The sequence below is a fragment of the Pseudoalteromonas sp. SR43-5 genome, from assembly GCF_014163835.1.
GTDB classification, from domain to species: Bacteria; Pseudomonadota; Gammaproteobacteria; order Enterobacterales; family Alteromonadaceae; genus Pseudoalteromonas; species Pseudoalteromonas distincta.
In genome coordinates, this window is record NZ_JACJEA010000038.1 from 17,326 (window position 1) to 38,504 (window position 21,179).

Below are 21,179 nucleotides of genomic sequence, written 5' to 3' on the forward strand. Positions count from 1 at the left end.
AGTAGGATTATACTGAGGCGAGTTTTTCGGCTTTTTCTGCTTGGGGCTTTGATGTTAAAAATTGGCTAAAGCACGGATTTTGTGTTTCATCTTGTACACTGTAACCTAAACGGTTTAAGTGCTCGTTAAACATCTCATACTGACTCGGCTCAATAGCAAAACCTGCCAGTACATTCCCCATCGAACCACCGTGATTACGATAATGAAATAAGGTAATGTTCCAATTACTACCTAAAGTATCTAAAAAGCGTGCAAGCGCACCTGGATACTCTGGAAATTCAAAGCGAAGTAAGCGCTCATGTAATTGCTCGGGTGCTTTTCCGCCAACCATATAGCGCACATGTAATTTAGCGAGTTCGTTATCCGACAGATCGCAAAATTGGTAGTCATTATTTGTTAAGTCTTGCTTTAGCTCATTAAGCTCTTGCTCGCCTTGGCGCAGGGCAATACCTACAAATATTTGTGCTTCACCAGGTCCTGCATAACGGTAGTTAAACTCAGTAATAGCACGGCCACCTAAAGAAGCACAAAACTGTTTAAAGCTGCCTTTTTCTTCTTTAATAGTAACCGCTAATAACGCTTCGTTTTTTTCACCCAGCGCAGTGCGCTCTGCAACATAACGCAGGCGATCAAAGTTTAAATTAGCACCGGATAAAACAGCCGCTAAATGTAACCCTTTTAAACCCGACTGCTGGCTCCATTTTTTAAGCCCTGCCGTTGCAAGTGCACCTGAAGGCTCTGCTATTGCACGGGTAGATACAAAAATATCCTGCATGGCAGCACATATTTCGTCGCTGGTGACGGTTATAACTTCATCACAAAACTTTTGCGCTAAGCGAAATGTTTCAGTGCCAATAATTTTAACCGCTACGCCATCAGCAAAACTACCAACGCGCTCAAGCTCTACCGGTTTGCCTGCTTTAAGTGCCGCTTGTAAACATGCACTTTCGTCGGCTTCTACACCAATTACTTTTATATCTGGACGCAGCGATTTAATATAAACCGCCATCCCAGCAAGTAAACCGCCGCCGCCAACAGGAATAAACACCGCATCAAGCTCGTTTAATTGCTGCATAAGCTCACGTGCTACAGTACCTTGACCAACAATGACGTCTGGGTCATCAAATGGTGGAACAAATATACCGTTTCGTTGCTCTGTAAGCTCAAGCGCATGTGCTTTTGCGGCATCAAAATGATGCCCATGTAGCACAACTTCACCGCCAAGCGCACGTACCGCACTTACTTTTATTTCAGGCGTTGTTACTGGCATTACAATTGTAGCTTGATGCCCTAAGTGAGAAGCACTTAGTGCAACGCCTTGAGCATGATTACCCGCTGAAGCAGTTATAACCACTGAGCCTTTAGGTAATTTATTTAATTTGTTATACGCACCGCGTAATTTAAATGAATACACGGGCTGTTGGTCTTCACGCTTTAACCAAACATGGTTACCTAATTTAGCACCAAGCTCAGCCATTTCGCTGACCTCGGTAACTTTAGCCAAAGGCTCCATGTTTGCTTGAATAATAGCGCGAAAATAATCGAGCTCTTGAGAGACCATAATTAACTAAGCGCCTCCAATTTAGCTAAGTCACGCACTGCGCCTTTATCAGCACTTGTTGCAAGTAATGCATAAGCCTTTAAAGCAGACGATACATAGCGCTCACGATCAACTGGTTTGTACGCCAGTTTTCCGCGTGCTAATTGTTTTTGTTTACGTGCTTCAAGCTCTTCATCACTTAACGCTAATGTGATTTCACGTGTTGCGATATCAATAATGATTTTGTCGCCATTTTCAACATAAGCAATTGCACCACCACTTGCCGCCTCTGGCGACACATGACCAATTGATAAACCCGAAGTACCACCCGAAAAGCGACCATCAGTAATAAGTGCACATTTTTCAGCTAGGCCTTTTGATTTTAAGTAGCTAGTTGGGTATAGCATTTCTTGCATACCTGGACCGCCTCTAGGGCCTTCGTAACGAATAACCACGATATCGCCGGCTTTTACTTCATCGTTTAAAATACCTTCTACAGAATCATCTTGTGACTCGTACACGACTGCAGTACCTTCAAAATGTAGCATTTCATCAACAACGCCAGCGCTTTTAACAATACAGCCATCAACTGCTAAATTCCCCGAAAGTACAGCTAAGCCACCGTCTTGGCGAAAAGCGTGTTCGACACTTCGGATACACCCATTAACACGGTCGTTATCGCCCTCGTCCCAACGACACTCTTGGCTCATTGCTTTAGTGGTACGAATGCCCGCAGGGCCAGCACGGTAAAATTTGCGCGCTGCTTCGTTAGTGGGATCTGTTGCATCCCATTTTTTAACGAGCTCAGCCATAGTTGACCCAGCAACATGATTAACTGACATATCAACTAAGCCTGCTTTGCCAAGTTCACGTACGATTGCCATCATGCCGCCTGCGCGGTGCACATCTTCAATGTGATATTCAGGTGTCGCTGGTGCAACTTTACATAAAAATGGTGTTTTACGAGAGAGCGCATCAATGTGCGACATATCAAAATCAACGCCCGCTTCTTGCGCTGCAGCAAGTAAATGCAATACCGTATTTGACGAGCCACCCATTGCAATATCAACAACCATTGCATTCATAAAGGCTGTTTTGTTAGCAATAGCACGTGGCAATACATCTTGATTATCTTTTTGATAATACTCACGACATAAATCAACAATACGAGCCCCCGCTTCAACATAAAGTTGTTTACGGTCTTTATGAGTCGCAAGCGTCGTACCGTTACCTGGCAATGCTAAACCAATCGCTTCTAGCAGACAGTTCATTGAGTTTGCAGTAAACATGCCTGAACACGAGCCACATGTTGGACACGCAGAGCGCTCTACTTGCTCTGAATCTGCATCACTTACCGATTCATCAGCGCCTTTAACCATGGCATCTACTAAATCAAGTTTAATATCGATGTTAGCAAGCTTAGTTTTACCTGCTTCCATTGGGCCGCCTGATACAAATATTACCGGAATATTTAAGCGTAGTGCTGCAAGCATCATTCCTGGAGTAATTTTGTCGCAGTTTGAAATACAAATCATCGCATCAGCACAATGACCATTTACCATATACTCAACCGAGTCAGCAATTAAGTCGCGCGAAGGCAGCGAATAAAGCATGCCGCCGTGACCCATTGCAATACCATCATCAATCGCAATAGTATTAAATTCTTTAGGGACGCCACCGGCTTGTGTAATGGTTTCAGCCATAAGTTCACTTAGCTGATTAAGGTGAACATGCCCTGGTACAAATTGTGTAAACGAGTTAACTACGGCAATAATCGGCTTACCAAAATCGGTGTCGGTCATACCTGTTGCGCGCCATAATGCACGAGCGCCTGCGCGTTTACGCCCTTCAGTTGTTGTTGCACTTCTTAATTTAGCCATAGTTACCTCAGTTTTTGCCGCAAAATAAGCGGGCATTCCTCATTCTAAAATTGGTGAGTAACCGAGTGATTCAGTTACTCGTAAATTGTTTTTCAGTTCGTAATTACACAGCCTGTTGTTGCTGTAAATTTTGTAAAGTGACTTCTTTGACATCCACCAGCTTATTTAACTGGCTGGTTAAAAGGTGAATTGGTTTATCACTATCTACCGTCATGTCTACATTATAAAAACCATCGTCCATATTGAGCTGAAAATGCGTAAGGTCAAAACCACGATGACGCACCACTCGTAAAAAGCGCTCTACCGCTATACTTTGGCTTTTTAATGCAATAGTTAGGCTATGTTTCATTTTGCTTTCTCCGTCATCATTTCGTCGTTAGCAGCCCCAGGTGGTACAAGTGGCCAAACATTTTCTTTATCATCAATACAGGCATGTACTATGTACGGACCTTTACTGTTAACTAATGCAGTTATCGCATCATCAACTTGGTTAGCGTGAGTAATTGTTTGCCCTGGGATACCAAATACAGCAGCTAATTGCACAAAGTCTGGGTTATCCGACAGGTTAGTTTCAGAATAACGCCCTTCAAAAAATAGTTCTTGCCATTGGCGAACCATCCCTAAACGCTGGTTATCTAAAATTAATATTTTTACAGGTAAATTGTTACGACGAATAGTGGCCAGCTCTTGAATATTCATCATTATAGAACCATCGCCCGATACAGTAATAACAAAGTCATCAGGGCGTGCTACTTGTGCACCAATAGCCGCAGGTAGACCAAAGCCCATTGTGCCTGCACCACCACTGCTTAAATGATTACTCGGATGAGTAAACTTCATGTGTTGTGCTACCCACATTTGGTGCTGACCCACATCGCAGCACACAACCCCTGTTTTTGGCATGCGTTGGCTTAGTTGGTTTAATAAGTACGGTGCAAAAACCTTCTCACCTGGGTAGTCGTAACGCCACGCATGCTTAATATTCATTTCTTTATTTGTGTCACACCAAGCTTTAGGTGTTACAAAGCACTCAAGTGCGGGTAACGACGTTTTTAAATCGGCAATTAATGAAGCCTTAGCAGGTTTTCGCTTACCAACTTCAGCAGCATCTATATCTAAATGGATTACTTTAGCTTTAGCTGCAAATTTAGCTAAGTTGCCTGTTACGCGGTCATCAAAGCGTGCCCCTATACATACAAGTACATCACATTCTTGCACTGCGATATTAGCAGCTTGACCACCATGCATACCCAACATACCTAAGTAATGTTCGTAATCTGGTAATACACTGCCCAGCGCTTTAAGTGTTGATACAGCTGGCATCTGAGTTTTATTTAAAAATTGCATTAGCTCGTCTTGCGCATCAGCGGCTTGTACACCACCACCTACATACGCTACAGGCTGTTTAGCCTCACTCAACAATTGATTAGCAATAGCAACTTGCTTTAAATCTAACTCTGGTAAGTATTCATCAGCTGCTAGCCACGGTTTAAAAGGGACTTGAGCCATTTGAATATCTTTTGGGATATCGACAAGTACAGGACCTGGGCGGCCGCTTTGCGCTAAATGAATTGCTTCTTGTAATATCTCTGCTAAGTCTTCAGCTCGTTCTACCATGTAGCTGTGCTTAGTACACGAAAGCGACATACCTAGTACATCTATTTCTTGAAACGCATCTGAACCAATCGCTGCAGTAGGCACTTGGCCGGTGATCGCCAATAATGGTACTGAGTCCATCATCGCATCAGCAAGAGCGGTTATTAAATTAGTTGCACCTGGGCCCGATGTTGCAAAACATACGCCTAATTTACGTGTGCTGCGAGCATAACCAACAGCTGCAAACCCTGCACCTTGCTCATGGCGAGTTAGGTAGTGTTTGACTGGCGCGCCATACAGCGCATCGTAAATTGGCATAATAGCTCCGCCTGGGTAGCCAAATACTTCATTTACGCCGTGTTTGGCCAATAAGTCGATTGTTAGTTCTGCGCCTGTCATTAATAAACCCTCATTCCTCAGTGACAACCCAATTACAAATTTTACCCTTAAAACTAAAAAGCCCTCCGAACGGTTAAGTGCGGAGGGCTTTTTTAATGCTTAAGTTTTTAAAGCACTACGAAGCCCTCGCGGGAATAATCACCACGATAATAATCAGGACTAGGTTAAGTGCGTTTGTAAGCATGTAATTAATACCAAATTTTGTTCAATTATCGCGAAGGTTATTCCTTCGCTCTCTTTTTATATTAGTACCGCGCTAGGCCCTTTAAGTCAACACCAAAGTTAATCTAACAAAAAGACTAAAAGGCAATTTATCAGGTTTTAAAATTCATTATACAAGCTGGTAGTGGTTTTTTTATGCTCTAATTTTAATCTCAGAAATTCACTATTCTTATATCCCTTATTTAAGGTTTGATTAATTTTTGAGAATATTTTTATAAATAAAATTATTTATCACCTTCAGGTAATGCGTAGGTTCTCTTAAGCGACTCTTAAGTGTTGTTGCATAGCATGGCGTTGTTATTTTAAACGAGCCTAAATATGAACATAACTAGCCAAACACCAGCACAAAAAAAGCCAAATCGTAGTAAGCGGTTTTACATTCACTGTAGTGCAAATGCCTTTGTAGTGATGATTGCCTGTTATTACTGTTTAGTTATAAACATTCCTTTTATTCAAGGTTCGTTTAGCGCCATCACCTCCCTTGCATCTTTTTCATGGCTATTTTTACTTTCAGTGCCACTGCTGTTGTTATGCCTTTTAATTATTTTCTTTTCAATAGTGTCGGTTAGGTGGTTACTAAAACCAATTAACTACCTTTTACTGATAATTTCGAGTGCCGTACTTTACGGCTCATTAAATTACGGCGTCGTGTTTGACTATTCAATGATTCAAAACACGTTCGAAACAGATTCAAGCGAAGCACTGAGCTATTTAAATCCGCAGCTCATAGGCTTTCTACTACTGTTTTGTGCGCTACCTGTTTTTATATTAAGCAAAGTGAAAATACACTTTACCCGCCCTCACCAAGAAGCGATTAGTCGTATAAAACTTATTGTAGCGTGCTGCTCACTAATTGCTTTAGTGGTCGTAAACTTTTACGCCGATTACGCAGCCACTGGCCGCAATAACCGCATTTTGAAAAAAGAACTCATCCCATTTCAGTATCTCTCTAGCGGTTATAAATATATGCGCGATCAGCTGCTGTATACCAATATGGAATTTAAAAACATAGATGCAGCACCTACCCTAATTGCGGCTAATACCACCAGCGTAACAGTTATAGTTGTTGGCGAAACCGCACGAGCAGAAAACTTTTCTTATCAAGGTTATAAGCGCAACACCAACCCTTATACACAAAAGTATAATGTGACGTATTTTAATAATGTGGCGTCTTGTGGCACCGCTACTGCTGTGTCTGTGCCGTGTATGTTTTCACTGCAAACACAAGATAACTTTGATCGTTTAGCAGCCGACAACCAACAAAACCTGGTTGACTTAGCACAACAAGCTGGCAGCGACGTACTGTGGGTTGATAACAACAGCGGCTGTAAAAACGTATGCACCCGTGTTGTTAACATTGATATCCCAACCACCCCATCAGCGCTTTGCGATGGAAAATATTGTTTTGATGAAGCACTGCTTGCTCCACTTAAGCGCAAACTCGCTAATTTAAACCAAGCTAATACCGTTATCGTCCTACACATGATGGGCTCACACGGACCAACCTACTTTAAACGCTACCCAGAAAAATTTAAGCAATTTACGCCCACGTGCGACAGAAGCGACATTCAAAACTGCTCACTCGATGAATTAGTTAATACCTACGACAACACAATTGCGTACAGCGACTTTGTTAACGCCCAGGTAATTGAGCAATTAAAAGCGCTGCCAAACAACATAGATAAGCAGTTTTTATATGTCTCTGATCATGGTGAATCACTTGGCGAAGCCGGTGCTTATTTACATGGTTTTCCGTATAGCTTTGCACCTAGCACACAAACGCACGTTCCTCTTTATATGTGGGCTGATGAGCATAATCAGCGCATTACTAATACCTGTTTAGCTAATTTAGACACCCGCGCTGCACGCTCACACAACAATATTTTTCACACCCTTTTAAATTTAATTGGCATTAAAAGCAAAACGTATCAGGCATCACTTGATTTACTTGCTAACTGCCAAACAACACCAAGCGAAATAAAACTATGAGTAATAAAACCGTTATAAAACGCCAAGGCTTAATGCGCCTTATTTTTACCTTAAGCCATTCTTTTAACGGCTTAAAATGGATGAGTCGATTTGAAGCGGCGTTTCAACAAGAGCTAGCACTGTTTTCATTACTCGGTGTGTTTGTGTGGCTACAAGAAATTGCACTAAGGGATAAATTACTGCTTATAGCTAGCCTGCTTTTTGTATTGTTTGCTGAGCTGGTAAATACGGCAGTTGAGGTTGTAGTTGATAGAATTGGCAGTGAATACCATGAGCTTTCGGGGCTAGCTAAAGATATAGCCTCTGCAAGCGTGTTTATAGCTATGCTAATTGCCGCTCTTATTTGGTGGGCTGTGTTATGGGCATAAAGCTAACTTTTATACCTAAAATACAAAATGCACTTGGCCCTGTATGGATTTTTGTTGTATTTGCTGTTTTGGCACTTAGCTTTTTAACACTTGCTCGCTTTGGATTAAGTGTATGGCAAGGGGAGCGTGTATTTGGATTGCATGCGTGGTTATCTATATTTATAGGTGGTTTAAGAGTTGATATAGCCACTCTAAGCTACATTATTATGCCCGCATTACTACTTACTTTACTGATGCAAAGCGTAGGGTGGCAAAATAAAGTACGCGGCCTCATTAAAATTTATTTAGTGACGATGTCTGCTTTACTTGTTTTTTTTGAAGTGATTACGCCTACGTTTATAAACGAGTACGATTTACGCCCAAACCGCTTATTTATAGAATATTTAATTTATCCTAAAGAAGTCTCAAAAATGATTTTTTCAGGCTATAAGTTAGAAGTATTTATTGCTGTTATAGCACTTATTTTAAGCTGTAAATTTGCAAGTAAAATATTTAGCAATCAATGGCAAAGCAAGTCATCACTAACAGGTTTAAATCAATCAATTTTAGCGCTTGTTTTAGTATGCTTAACTATTTTTGGCGCCCGCAACTCATTAGGACACAGACCACTTAACCCCGCCATGGTCTCGTTTTCTACCGATCATTTACTTAACGACTTAACCCTTAACTCACTTTATAGCGTCGCGTTTGCAGTTAAGCAACTTTCTAATGAGCAATCGAGCCAAGACTATTACGGTAAAATGCCCACCGATGAATTACTTAGTATTGTGCGTAGTAACATGCAAAATACGCAAGGCACATTTAGTGATGTAACCGCCCCTACAAAAACGTTTCATGGCGCAAGTAATACAGGTAAACCCAAAAATTTAGTCATTATTTTACAAGAAAGTTTAGGTGCTCGTTATGTAGGCACACTTGGCGGTTTACCGCTTACACCTAATATAGACGCCCTTTATAAACAAGGCTGGGGGTTTGATAATTTATACGCCACGGGTACACGTTCAGTACGTGGAATTGAGGCTGTAATTACAGGGTTTACACCAACGCCTTCGCGTGCAGTTGTTAAGCTTGATAAATCACAACGTGACTTTTTTACCATTGCTGATTTTTTAGCGAAGCAAAATTACAACACGCAGTTCATTTATGGTGGCGAAAGCCATTTTGATAACATGCGCAGCTTCTTTTTAGGCAACGGTTTTAAAAGTATCGTAGATACAAATAACTTTAAAAAAATAGACTTTAATGGCTCGTGGGGCGCATCAGACGAAGACTTGTACGACCAGGCCGACATAGAACTTACTAAGCTTAAAAATCAAAACAAACCCTTTTTTAGCCTTATATTCTCAAGCTCTAATCATAGCCCGTATGACTTTCCTGACGATAAAATAACGCTGTACGATAAACAAAAACAAACCCGTAATAATGCTGCCAAGTATGCCGATTACGCACTAGGCACCTTTATCGAAAAAGCTAAAAAATCGAGCTACTGGGATGATACTGTATTTATAGTTATTGCCGATCACGACTCGCGCGTATCGGGTTCGAATTTAGTACCGGTGGATCACTTTAAAATTCCGGCCGTTATTTTTGGAAAAGGTATTACCCATAAACGAGATAGCCAACTAGCCAGTCAGCTCGATATTCCTGTTACTCTACTGTCTTTAATTGGCGCAAGTGGTAAGCACCCAATGATAGGTCATGATTTATCAAAGCCAATTAGCGACAACAAACAACGCGCAATGATGCAATACGACAAAAACTTTGCCTACATGCACGATAATAAAGTGGTGGTGTTACAACCACAAAAACCAGCAACAACCTATACGTATAGCAATAACCAGCTTGTACCATGTGAAAATGATGAGCAACTAGTTAGAAAAGCCCTAGCCCACGCGAACTTGGGTAATTTAGCCTACACAAATGGTTGGTATCATTAACCAAGTGACTTGATAATAAAGCCTTGTTAAAGTAACAAGGCTATTTTTATAAACCGAGTAAACATGAAAATCCTCGTTATTGAAGACTCTGAAGCACTAAGACGCAGCTTGCAAGTTGGCCTTAGCAACCTTGGTTTTACCGTAGATGAAACTGGTGATGGCTCAGAAGGGCTGAGTATGGCACTGAGTGGAAACTACGACCTCCTCGTACTTGATTTAATGCTACCGAGCGTTGATGGCATGAGTATTTTACAAGCACTGCGCAGCAGTAATAGCCAAAGCCGTGTGCTAATTTTATCGGCACGAAGTGAGCCTCAAGATAAAATTAACGGCCTTATGAAAGGCGCTGACGATTATTTAACTAAGCCATTTTCGTTTGAAGAACTCCATGCTCGTGTCCTTGCATTACTTCGTCGTGGTTCACTGCAAAACCAACAAAATAGCCTAACCGTAGGAGATTGCGTATTAGATCTCTCCCTTAAAACTCTTCATTACAAGCAACATGCCATTGAGCTCACGCGTAATGAATACAAAATAATTGAATGCTTATTTAACGCCCCAGAGCGAGTATTGGGGCTTGAACTTATAAGTGAAGCGGTGGTAGGTCAGTTTGATATGCTCTCTAAAAATGCGCTTGAAGCACACATCTCAACCATACGTAAAAAAGTAAGACAGTTTGATGGCGAGCTCCCGATAAAAAATAAACGTGGATTTGGTTATGTCGCAACAACAAAATAAAAATCACTCAATAAAACGTAAACTCGTTAATAATATTAGCGCCGTGATCTCGGTTATTTTATTCACCATATTTTTAACAGTTGATTTAAGTGTTGATACTTGGGTGGAAGATCAGTTTAATCAGTCTTTAACTAATAAAGCTAACTACTTAAAAACCTTAGTTGAAGATGACAACAACGTGGTTGAATTTGATTTTGCTGGCGAGTTTATGTCGGAGTATGAAGCAGCCGATGCCACGGAGTTTTACCAATTATGGCATGGCCGTGATGTGTTTGAACGCTCGGACTCATTAGCGCTTTATGAAAATGCTAACCTGCCTTTTTTAGAAATGCCGATAAACGAATCTAAAATTATAGATTACGAGCTTCCTAACGGGCGTGATGGTCGCGCACTTATAAGTCACTTTGTAGCCCAAAAAGATGATAGAAACCCCACTCACTCTGCTGTTTTTAATACCATGACTCTTGCGATTGCAGCGCCGACAGCCGAACTTAATAAAGTACTGATAATTATTGATGTGGTCTTTATTTTAACCTGTGTACTTGGTGTGTTTGGTGTGCGCTATTTAGTGACACGTATTGTAAATAAAGGCCTGCACCCTCTACACAATTTAAACGACCAAATTAAGTTACTCGATATTACCGGTGTAGCGCAAACAATAGAAAGCGACTTCAAAGTAGAAGAAATAGAACCTATACGTAACGAGCTAAATAAGTTTATTACCGTTAATCAGCAACTCTATAGTAATGAAAAGCGCCTAACAAGCGACATTGCACACGAGCTTAAAACCCCAATAGCTGAACTAATAAGCCTTTCAGAAGTGGCTATTCGCTACCCTGACGATAAACGTATTAGCGACACCTATACCAGTGATGTACTTAATATTTCACAGCGCATGAAAACAATTGTTAGCAATCTCTTATTATTGCAGCGCTCAAGTAGTAGTGCTATGCAATTGAATGCACAAAATATCATGCTAAATAACTTAGTAAATCAAATTATTGATGAGCTGACCTTTAAGCATCCAAGTATCAAAACGCGTTTAAATAATGAGATAACTGACAAGTTTACACTTAATGCTGACGAATTTAGTTTAAATACCATTTTATGTAACTTAATCGATAACGCACTATTTTATGGACTCCCTGAGGCACCAATTAAATTAACTGCCGTAAATAACAGCACAAACATGAGCATCTCTGTTAGTAACAAAGTAAATAAACCACTAAGTGGTGAACAGCTAATTGCTATTTTTGACCCGCTCTATCAGCTAGATTCATCTAGAACTAATAATCAGCGCCATGGTTTAGGATTATCAATTGTACAGAGCTTATGTAACTTAAATGGCTTTACTATTACGGCCAGTAATACCGAAAACAATACGTTAACGTTTATATTAACGTTACCTCTGAAGTAAATTTAGGTTAGTATTTACACTACTAATTTTGAGATTTTAAGGACAAACCATGAATGCTCTTAGCCGTATTAGCCACTTTTTTATTGTGGCGTTACTTATAACATTTAGCCTGAACAGCTATGCAGCTCCTGCCTTATATAAAATAGAAAAAAATGGCGTTAGCTCTTACCTATTTGGCACTGTACACGTTGGTGATGCCAGCATGAAAGGCTTACCTAAAAATGTAACCGATGCAATTAGTGCAAGCAAAGAAGTGATTGTTGAAGTTGATATAAGCAAACTTACTCCACTTGAAATGCAGCAGCGTTCAATGCCATTTATGATGCTAAGGAACGGTAAAACACTGCAAACTGAGCTTTCAAAGCAAAATTATACCAAGCTAAAAGATTACTTTGCTAAAAAGTCGATTGATATTGCTATGTTTAATGGCTTAAAGCCTTGGGCTGTTATGGTGACTATGATGCAAATTGAATTTCAAAATGCAGGATATTCAGATAAAACCGGCATAGACAAGCAAGTACTTGCTTACGCTAAAGAACATAAAATAAAAATTGGTGAGCTTGAAACCCTAGAACAACAACTACAAATGTTTGATGGTATGGCGCTATTAAGCAATGAAATGATTGAAGAAACTTTTGAGCAACTAGCCGATATTAATACTTACTTTATCAAGTTAGTTAATGCCTGGAAAAGCGGTGACATGGATACACTAACCGATTACTACAACATGAGTTTTGATGACAGTAATTACGGTGAAATTAGCGAGCAAGTAATGCTAACTAACCGCAATAATAATTGGGTTAAACAACTCACACCGCGTTTAGCAAACGAGCAGCTATTTATTGCTGTAGGCGCTTTGCATTTACCTGAAAAACACGGGTTACTTAAACAACTTCGAGATAAAGGCTTTAGCGTTACTCGTCTTTAAAATAAAAATGGGTTGAGTGAATTCTCGCTCAACCTTTCTCTAAGCTTTTAATGAAAGTCTTCCATTTTTAAGTAATTCTCTATTCCTTTAATTTTGTCTGCCGCATGATGATTTACATAAATCACTGTACTTGTATTGGCAGCACAAATTTTCTCTATTAGTAGCAGTACACGTTGCCTATTTGCTTCATCTAAGCCTAAGCAAGGTTCATCTAAAATAAGTAACGTTGGATGTTTTACCATAGCCCGCACAATTAATAACATACGCTGATCGCCGTACGATAGCTGGGTGAATGAGGTATTTTGTTTATCACTTAAACTAATAAATGCCAGCCACTGCTTAGCAATATTAATTTGTGCGTCGCTCGGTTTTTGATATAAACCTATGCTGTCGTAAAATCCTGAAATAACAGTATTTAAAGCCGATATACTTACGCGGTAATCCATATGTAGCGCGTTAGATATAAAACCAATATGCTGTTTTATATCCCAAATACTCTCCCCGGTTCCGCGTTTAAAACCGAACACTTCAATGTCATTGTTATAACACTGTGGGTTATCACCTGTTATTAAATTTAATAGGCATGTTTTGCCTGAACCGTTCGCTCCACTAAGCTGCCAATGCTGATGCTTTTTTATAGTCCAATTGAGATTTTTGAATATACTTACATCACTATAACTAACTTTAGCATTACTCAATTTAACTAAGGTATTACCAGTGAATGCCTTTTGCTCTTGTTCGGTATCAGGAGATGGCACATCCAATGAGGTATGTTCTAAATGAAGTAGTTTTAGTAAATCACTCAATTGCTCACTGTCTGGCTTTGCCAAAGTATGTAACAAGCAACCTTGGTTTACATAGCCATAGTGAGTAATGAATGAAGGGATTTCGTCTAGGCGGTTTAGTACAAAAACAAAAGTAATTGTTTGGCTAAGCTCTATGAGTATTTTATTAAGTTGCTGGCACGATTGTACGTCGAGCCCATCAAAAGGCTCGTCAAGCACGACTAACTTACTATGGGAGCTGAGTGCTTTTATAAGTAGGAGTTTACGAGTTTCACCCGTTGAAAGGTCTCTAAAATGCCTATTTAGTAATGAGCTAAATTTAAATAACTCTATTAGCTGCGCTAATAATTCATCATTATTACTATGCCCTGTAAAAATAAGGTCTTTAACGAGGGTGTGCTTTTCATGCTCTAATTCTTGAGCTAGTAACTGTTTATGAGAATCTGAAGACACAAGCATAAGCTTATTAATACTACTTATACGCTTACCACTTTCACACTTAGCCTCACCGATTAACGCAGCTGTCAGAGCAGATTTACCAGCTCCATTAGCACCTAAAAGTAACCAATGTTCTCCTAGGTTTACTTGCCAATCTAGGTTGCATATATCGTAACGGCTTTTACCTTGCCCTTGTAAGTAACCATTAAATTGCTCAAGCGTAATTGACTGCACTAACTTTTCCTAATAAACCTTAAAACAACAAGTTAACGTATATTAAAAGTGCTTAGCAAGCTTGTTATCCGCAAAATTAATTTATTTCACTAGGGCGTATTGACCTTTGTGGATTGAAATTTGTTCAATCCAAGGAAGATTAAATCGCGGCGCGAGGCTTGTAACCTAGTGGGCTCGATAACTGCTCCTGCGTTATTCTACTGGCTTACATCCATGTAAGAATAAGTAAAAACCGAGTAAAGCTTCCGCGTCCTGCTCACGCCCCTTACCTACATCCATGTAGGCAACAAAGAGTTAATCGTCCCTAGAAAGAACCCAATGGGCAGCGCATGTTTGGTATTTATGCTGCGTTATCGCCTATTTATGGGGAATAACCACACTACATAGGCTCTGCCTTGCCTAAAAACCAAACATACTGCTGCAAATTCAACTACCAAAGATCAACACGCCCTAACAACGCTAATACTATTTAATGCGTCTTTAATTGCTTGCTGGCTTATTGGCTTATGGATATGGAGGTTAGCTCCGTAATCATAAACTCGCTCTATATCATTTTGTGAGGTATTTGCTGTTATAACAATAATTGGCATTACTTTATTAAGATCGGAACGTATTTTTTTAATAGCCTCAAACCCATCCATTACTGGCATGTTTAGGTCCATAAAAACAATATCGTACTGATTTTCACTCACCATATCACACGCGACTTTACCATTTTCTGCGCAATCATAGCTTAAACCTAATAAACTAAGTATGCGGGTTAATAACATAGTGTTTAATGGGTTATCTTCAACGACTAAACACGTTAGCTTGTCGTTTACTTTAAGAGGTGTTGGGAGGGCTTTACTTATAGTCACTGGTAAATACAAAGACACCAAAGCACCATGAGTTTTATTATTTGTAAAAGTAATTTCACCATGCAGTGCTTTTACAACGTATTGAACCCGGGTTAGGCCTGTTCTCAACCCTTGAAAGTGATTGGTTTGTTTAAATGAGTCAAATTCAAGACTGGTAATCTTCTTCGAAAAGCCACTGCCAGTGTCACTCACCGTTAAATGAAATTCATCATTTAAAAGCTTAGCTGAAACAGTAATTTCACCTTTTTGTGTAAACTTAATAGCGTTACTAATTAACTCTGTAAGTGTGTGCTGCAAACGTTGATGATCCAGTTTACATACACAATTTAACGATTCATCTAAACGACTAACTAGTTTTAGGCCTTTTTGCTTACACGCATGCTTGTAAGCTATTACTACTTTATTACACGACTCTAAAAGGTTTTCATCATTTAAATGCGGTACCCATTTACCTGCACTTAAAGCCTGCAAGTCTTGTAATTCATCTAATATGGCTATTAACCTAAGCGCGCAATAGTTAGCTTGGGTTTTAACGCTTTGCTGTTTATCAGAAACCTCTAGCTCCTCAATAGACGTAATAAGTCCCTGCAAAGGTGTTCTAAATTCGTGACTAGCTCTGGCAATAAAATGCTCTTTATTTTGACTTGTTTGATAAACAAAATCTTTTTGTTTTTGTAGCTCTAAAAGCGTGTCTGAAACCTCTTTTTCCATTGGTATAAAAACAAATCTTAACTCAATAAGTAATAATGTCATTGCCAATAACCAACATAGTATCTCTAGGTTGGCGACCCAATTTACTTTTTTAACAGCTTGAGATTCAAATAAGCTCACTGCCTTATCAAGCTTTGTTAATAACGTTTCAACATGCTCTATTGAAAATAGAGACTGGTTTACCTCACCTTTTTGATACAAAAGCCTTTCAGTTTGTTCTACATATTCTAATACGGTCTTATCCAAGCCAGTAGTTGCACCAAAATATAAATCCACTAATGCTGAATCTAAATAAATGTATTCACCATCAGAATTTTTTGTTAATAATGTTTGGTGGGATTTTTTAAATGTATTGAGAGATTTCTCAAGCGATTCAGTATGAAGTGGTGAGTAATTACTAATGTTGAGTATGGCATTGCTATGCCACGCTATTTTTTGCGACAGCATTCTTTGCTTACCAGCAATATTAATAACTTTTGCATCGTACTTTTGAACGGAGAAGCTATATTGTAACAATAGAGCAGAACCACTGATTAGAAGAGCAATAGTCAATAACGCCCATCGATATCGCTTTCTAACACTTTTAATAATATCGAACATGCAACAGCCTGTTTTTTATTTAAGTGTAGACTAATTTTATAAAACAAAAAATCAGTCAGAGTAATTATGTTTTTAAGTTAATAAGCAATAAAAAGCCCAGCAAAAACTGGGCATATTAAGGTAGGCGTTAACGGTTCTCTAATCGATTATAGTCAAACATTCCATATTCTATACCTCGATATTGTTTAGCCGTTTCGTGCAATATATCGCTGTATTGCCAAAACTGTGGGTGAGTGCGGCGAATACCATATTTACTTTTTAAAGCGCGATAATCAGCTTCAATTTGCATCATTGGTAATTGCTCAGCAAAAGCATTCACTTGTTGCTCGTTATTTAAATACCAAATAGCTGCTGGGTAATCACCGATAAAGCCAGGAACAATAGTCGCGGTATCTTCATCATAAGCACGTTGGCCATCTTCGTTTAATAAACTAGATATATTGTAGTGCGCATTATGATGAATAATAGTGTAGCCCTTATGACTATTATCTTTTTGCTTTACAAGTACAAAAGAAAGCTGAGGTAACAAGTTTACCGCTTTTGCTGGCATAGAACTTACTACATTTAACGGCTTTGGTACTTCAGTGTAGTTGTATCTTTCACTTAAAACTGGCGCTAAGGCTTCTTTCATCAAAGTATATAGCTCATGCTGTGGATCATCAGTTTTATAGTTAATACCACTTGGCTGACTAAATTCTCGGTTATTTTTAAAGAACTTAGATAAGTCAGGTGGTGAATTACGATACCACTGCTTTTTGATTTGATTACGCTTAGCCTCAGGTAACAATGCTAAAAAGTTTTGCTCTCCCTCTAAACGTAAAAAATCCATATATAGGCGTGTCACTAATTGGTGGCCTATATTTCCGTACACATCAAAGCCTGCTACAAGCAAATAGTGAATACGCTCAAACAAAGCATAATCTAATATCCAGGTGGTTTTAGGCTCTTGACCAATAAAACCTTTAACTACAGTTGCACTATCAAAATGGCGGAAAATAGTTAGTGCCGCATTTTTATTATGCTCATCACCTTTCCAAAGTAAGTCTGTTGTAAGGTGCTCACCACCTTTGAACATTTTGTTAGCCAACTCTACTTTCGCCTGTAAATACTTTTTCTCGCGAACTGAATATTTAACCCAGCTAGAAATGGGTAAGGCATTACTCTCCTCAGCGGCAGGAAGTTCTAATGCCTCTTCATGTTGCATTAGCATTTCCCCTACAGCCGGAGTCGCTACTTTATTAGGATCAGCAAAAGCCACCCAAAAATGATCGTTTATAACATTTAAAGCAATCTGACCACGACAAACAGGCCCTTTTATAAAGCCCATAATAATTAACTCTGCCTCATCAAGCATAAATTGATACTTAGAATTAATTGGAATAACTTCGAAAGTTTTAAAAGGGTTAGATGCTGCCTTAGCCTCATAACTAGGCATTTTCGTAACAGTATAATCTGGCGCAATAAACTGCTCATATAAACGCAGTAATTTAGCTTCATTAAGCTCAAGTGGTAAATGTGTTTTAGAAAGTATGGTTGTACGTTCTTGCATAAAACGATAATAAACACGGCTAACTTTAGGGTCATCGTATGGGCGGCGCGTGTTAATTAACTTTATTTCCTCACCAGGAGGCGTACTTGAGCGAACTAATTTGAAAAAGCTTTGTGGGTTTTCTGAAGTAAAATAAATATGTGCTAAAAACCAATGCTCATAAATATACCGTGCTGATAACTGATACTTTAAGCTATCTTGATTTAAAAATGCTTCCCAGCCCGCTATTTTATTCTGATCATATTTACTTGGTGGCTGAATATGTGACATTTTACCACCACCTTTAAGCCAGTTCTGTAAGTGATTAAACTCTTCACGCGAAACACCAGGTAAACCATAAGGCATGCCGCCATGAGGTTGATCACTTGCCAATCGATCGAACTCACCCATTGTTGCGCAGGTTTGCGAACGCGCTAACGAAAAGTCAAACTCATCACCTAACACTTCATTTACTGGCAATTCATGGCTTTGCTTTAACACTAAGCTATTAAATAACACACTGCCCGCTAAGTTAGCTTCTTCACTTTGCACGCGCTCATTTAGCACTGGCGTAAAGTTTTTCTCTCGCCATTGCTGAGTATTAGTTGCATCAAATAATAAACGGCTTGGGGTTGTTGCCAATAAACGAGTTCCATCGTAAACGAGCTCTTTACTCAACCCCCGGTCAATACCTTCAGGGGATGAGAGCTTCAGTTGACATGGTGCATCGTAACAACCATGACAAACTACGCAGCGGGTATCGAGTACAGGTTTTACATTTTGTAAAAAATCAGCACCAGCACCTGTTGTATGAGGCACCATTCTCTCTTGTGTTTGTTCAGGTCCAAAAAGATCATCGTAGTGAGCATTTCCCAAATATGCACAACCACTTAAAATAATGAGTACTATCGTACTTATTAGTATTTTTCTCATTCGTCGTCCTCATCACCTAAATCAAAGGTGGGCATCATATCCATTTGAGGAGAAACGAATGTATTCTGACCTTCAGTATTCAAAACAATACTTAAAAGAGGGCCATGCGTTAATGTTATCTGCGCATCGTGCTCTTGATCTAATATAGCTAAGTACAGAGGATTAGTTATAAGCAACTCATAACCGCTAACAGTAATAGCGACACTGCTATCTTCACTTGGGTTCTGGCAAATTTGAGCAAGTAACTCATCATCAAGTCCAATTGATATTTCAAAATCAGGCTGCTCTAAGTCTCTATTACTTAATGATTCATCTAATAGAAATAAAGGGAGGGTTAAATTACTATCTTGTTCAAATTCCATTGCGTTCTCTGCACTTTCTGACGATTTAATTGACGAGTATTATATCAAACTAGCGAGCAAATTAACGCTAAAGCTAATTTAACTGTGTTTAAACGTCATCCATAACAGATTCGATCACCGAAAATACAGCACCTTGAGGGTCGCATATAACACTAAAACGACCAACATCGGGGATATCTGTTGCAGGAACACATACTTGTCCACCTAAGCTAGCGGCTTTGCTAACAATTACATCGCAACTCTCTACTGCAAAATAAATCATCCAATGAGCAGGGGTATCATCAGGCCATTCACTTGTCATTTCAAGCATACCGGCAATTGGTTGTCCATCGACTAAAAATAAAATGTAGTCCATCCCTTCCATAGGCTTTATTTCGCTTTCCCAGCCTAGTAAAGCACAGTAAAAGTCTCGACTTACTTTACTATCTCTTGTTGCTAACTCATGCCAGTAAGGCGTATTTAATTCACCTAAGTGCTTACAACCTTTATGCTCATTCCCCTGCCATAGTGCAACAGTTGCGCCTACTGGATCTTTTAGCATCAACATTCGTCCTGCATTCATAACATCATGAGGACCGGCAATAACCTCAGCACCTAGTTCTTTTGCTTTTAGCGCACAATCATCAATATTATCGACGGCAATGTAAGCCAACCAATGACTTGGGATACCTGCACTAATTTGCTCTTTAGGCATTTCGTACATTGCAGCGATATCATCACCTTGCTTTTGTAGCATGGTGTAGTATATGTTCTCTCCAATAGGTTGATCGTCATGCCCCCAATCAAATAATGATGTATAAAACGCCTTACCGTCTTTCCAATTGTGCGTACAAAGCTCTGACCAACAAAAAACACCATGCGGGTGGTTTTCAACTTTACTCATGATTAAGCCCTTATTATTCTAATTTTACCTAAACGAACTCTGTCACATTTTATAAACTACATAATTGAACAGATCATAAATTGAGATTAGAGCAATAACTAAGCGGAGTCGATAAAAGAAGGACAAAAATTCGTTATCCAGTTGTTTCATATTTGAGGTTTTTAACGCAGTTAGGGTCAGATTTAACCTCTCAAATGGATTAAATATTATTGCTGATTGATATAAATGATTTACTAAGAAGTCCTTCGCTCTAGAGGAATCCCTGAATCACTTTTCTGCAGACGTAAAAAAGCCCGACTATTTCTAGTCGGGCTCTCTACAATTTGAAGTCTGGTACTGTCGTAGTGCCCACAGCGGTGGAGAGTCACATAACAAATGTACACTATCGTTGGCCGGGGCTCGCCTTCGAGCTGTTTTGTTTGACTACCGAGTTCGGTATGCAAGTTCTATATAGCCTATAGGTTTTTTCTAAACCTCAGAAAGCAAAAAACCCGTCACATTGCTGTAACGGGTCTCTACAATTTGAAGCCTGGTAATGTCGTAGTGCCCACAGCGGTGGAGAGTCACATAGCAAATGCTACTTTATTGGCCGACTGAAATACTGAGAAGTTTTGTTGTGATTTTAACGTAGGGAGTCGCTACGCTCGCCCGGCCTGCGAGATGGGTGTTGCTGTGAGTGGATGATAATTGCGCACATTTTACTTTTCTGCAGACGTAAAAAAGCCCGACTATTTCTAGTCGGGCTCTCTACAATTTGAAGCCTGGTAATGTCCTACTTTCACATAGCAAATGCTACACTATCATCGGCGCTGTTTCGTTTCACTACTGAGTTCG

The 21,179-nt window shown here is 39.5% G+C and carries 15 protein-coding genes; 6 read left to right on the forward strand and 9 right to left on the reverse strand.

What is annotated here, in order from left to right; translation table 11 throughout:
• Positions 1–7: 7 nt before the first annotated feature.
• The 4 genes from ilvA to ilvG form a co-directional block, all read right to left on the reverse strand.
• Positions 8–1,561, reverse strand: a complete 1,554-nt coding sequence (gene ilvA, locus H5090_RS18085) for a threonine ammonia-lyase, biosynthetic (protein ID WP_039485942.1) — start codon at positions 1,559–1,561, stop codon at positions 8–10.
• 2 nt (positions 1,562–1,563) lie between these two features.
• Positions 1,564–3,420, reverse strand: a complete 1,857-nt coding sequence (gene ilvD, locus H5090_RS18090) for a dihydroxy-acid dehydratase (protein WP_024596945.1) — start codon at positions 3,418–3,420, stop codon at positions 1,564–1,566.
• A gap of 103 nt (positions 3,421–3,523) precedes the next feature.
• On the reverse strand, positions 3,524–3,769 hold the full coding sequence (gene ilvM, locus H5090_RS18095) for an acetolactate synthase 2 small subunit (protein WP_002959893.1): 246 nt from the start codon (positions 3,767–3,769) through the stop codon (positions 3,524–3,526).
• Entirely contained in the window at positions 3,766–5,415 is a 1,650-nt protein-coding gene (gene ilvG, locus H5090_RS18100) for an acetolactate synthase 2 catalytic subunit (RefSeq protein WP_002959891.1), read from the reverse strand. The genes ilvM and ilvG overlap by 4 nt, the downstream gene beginning before the upstream one ends.
• Before the next feature lie 540 nt (positions 5,416–5,955).
• Here ilvG and H5090_RS18105 point away from each other — a divergent pair.
• From H5090_RS18105 to H5090_RS18130, 6 genes are all read left to right on the forward strand, one after another.
• The gene (locus H5090_RS18105) at positions 5,956–7,626 is read left to right on the forward strand and encodes a phosphoethanolamine transferase (RefSeq protein WP_154903899.1); all 1,671 of its coding nucleotides are present in this window, start codon (positions 5,956–5,958) and stop codon (positions 7,624–7,626) included.
• Positions 7,623–7,994 carry a diacylglycerol kinase gene (locus H5090_RS18110; protein ID WP_007582120.1) on the forward strand — a complete coding sequence of 124 codons (372 nt, stop codon included), beginning with the start codon at positions 7,623–7,625 and terminating at the stop codon, positions 7,992–7,994. The genes H5090_RS18105 and H5090_RS18110 overlap by 4 nt, the downstream gene beginning before the upstream one ends.
• Entirely contained in the window at positions 7,985–9,931 is a 1,947-nt protein-coding gene (locus H5090_RS18115; RefSeq protein ID WP_154903898.1) for an LTA synthase family protein, read from the forward strand. Before H5090_RS18110 ends, H5090_RS18115 begins: the two co-directional genes overlap by 10 nt.
• A gap of 63 nt (positions 9,932–9,994) precedes the next feature.
• Positions 9,995–10,669 (forward strand): response regulator transcription factor, encoded by a 675-nt coding sequence (locus tag H5090_RS18120; protein WP_154903897.1) that lies wholly within the window; start codon positions 9,995–9,997, stop codon positions 10,667–10,669.
• The gene (locus tag H5090_RS18125) at positions 10,650–12,086 is read left to right on the forward strand and encodes a HAMP domain-containing sensor histidine kinase (protein ID WP_182696390.1); all 1,437 of its coding nucleotides are present in this window, start codon (positions 10,650–10,652) and stop codon (positions 12,084–12,086) included. Before H5090_RS18120 ends, H5090_RS18125 begins: the two co-directional genes overlap by 20 nt.
• Positions 12,087–12,135: 49 nt before the next feature.
• The gene (locus H5090_RS18130) at positions 12,136–13,014 is read left to right on the forward strand and encodes a TraB/GumN family protein (protein WP_182696391.1); all 879 of its coding nucleotides are present in this window, start codon (positions 12,136–12,138) and stop codon (positions 13,012–13,014) included.
• A 47-nt stretch (positions 13,015–13,061) separates the two neighbouring features.
• Here H5090_RS18130 and H5090_RS18135 read toward each other — a convergent pair whose 3' ends face one another.
• From H5090_RS18135 to H5090_RS18155, 5 genes are all read right to left on the reverse strand, one after another.
• Complete coding sequence (locus H5090_RS18135; protein ID WP_182696392.1) at positions 13,062–14,471, reverse strand: ATP-binding cassette domain-containing protein; 1,410 nt, start codon at positions 14,469–14,471, stop codon at positions 13,062–13,064.
• A gap of 440 nt (positions 14,472–14,911) precedes the next feature.
• On the reverse strand, positions 14,912–16,639 hold the full coding sequence (locus H5090_RS18140) for a response regulator (protein WP_182696393.1): 1,728 nt from the start codon (positions 16,637–16,639) through the stop codon (positions 14,912–14,914).
• A gap of 127 nt (positions 16,640–16,766) precedes the next feature.
• Positions 16,767–19,100 carry a fatty acid cis/trans isomerase gene (locus tag H5090_RS18145; protein WP_182696394.1) on the reverse strand — a complete coding sequence of 778 codons (2,334 nt, stop codon included), beginning with the start codon at positions 19,098–19,100 and terminating at the stop codon, positions 16,767–16,769.
• Positions 19,097–19,462: a hypothetical protein gene (locus H5090_RS18150; protein WP_002959878.1), complete on the reverse strand. Its 366-nt coding sequence runs from the start codon at positions 19,460–19,462 to the stop codon at positions 19,097–19,099. The genes H5090_RS18145 and H5090_RS18150 overlap by 4 nt, the downstream gene beginning before the upstream one ends.
• 88 nt (positions 19,463–19,550) lie before the next feature.
• Positions 19,551–20,345 (reverse strand): VOC family protein, encoded by a 795-nt coding sequence (locus H5090_RS18155; protein ID WP_096792329.1) that lies wholly within the window; start codon positions 20,343–20,345, stop codon positions 19,551–19,553.
• Between the last annotated feature and the right edge of the window lie 834 nt (positions 20,346–21,179).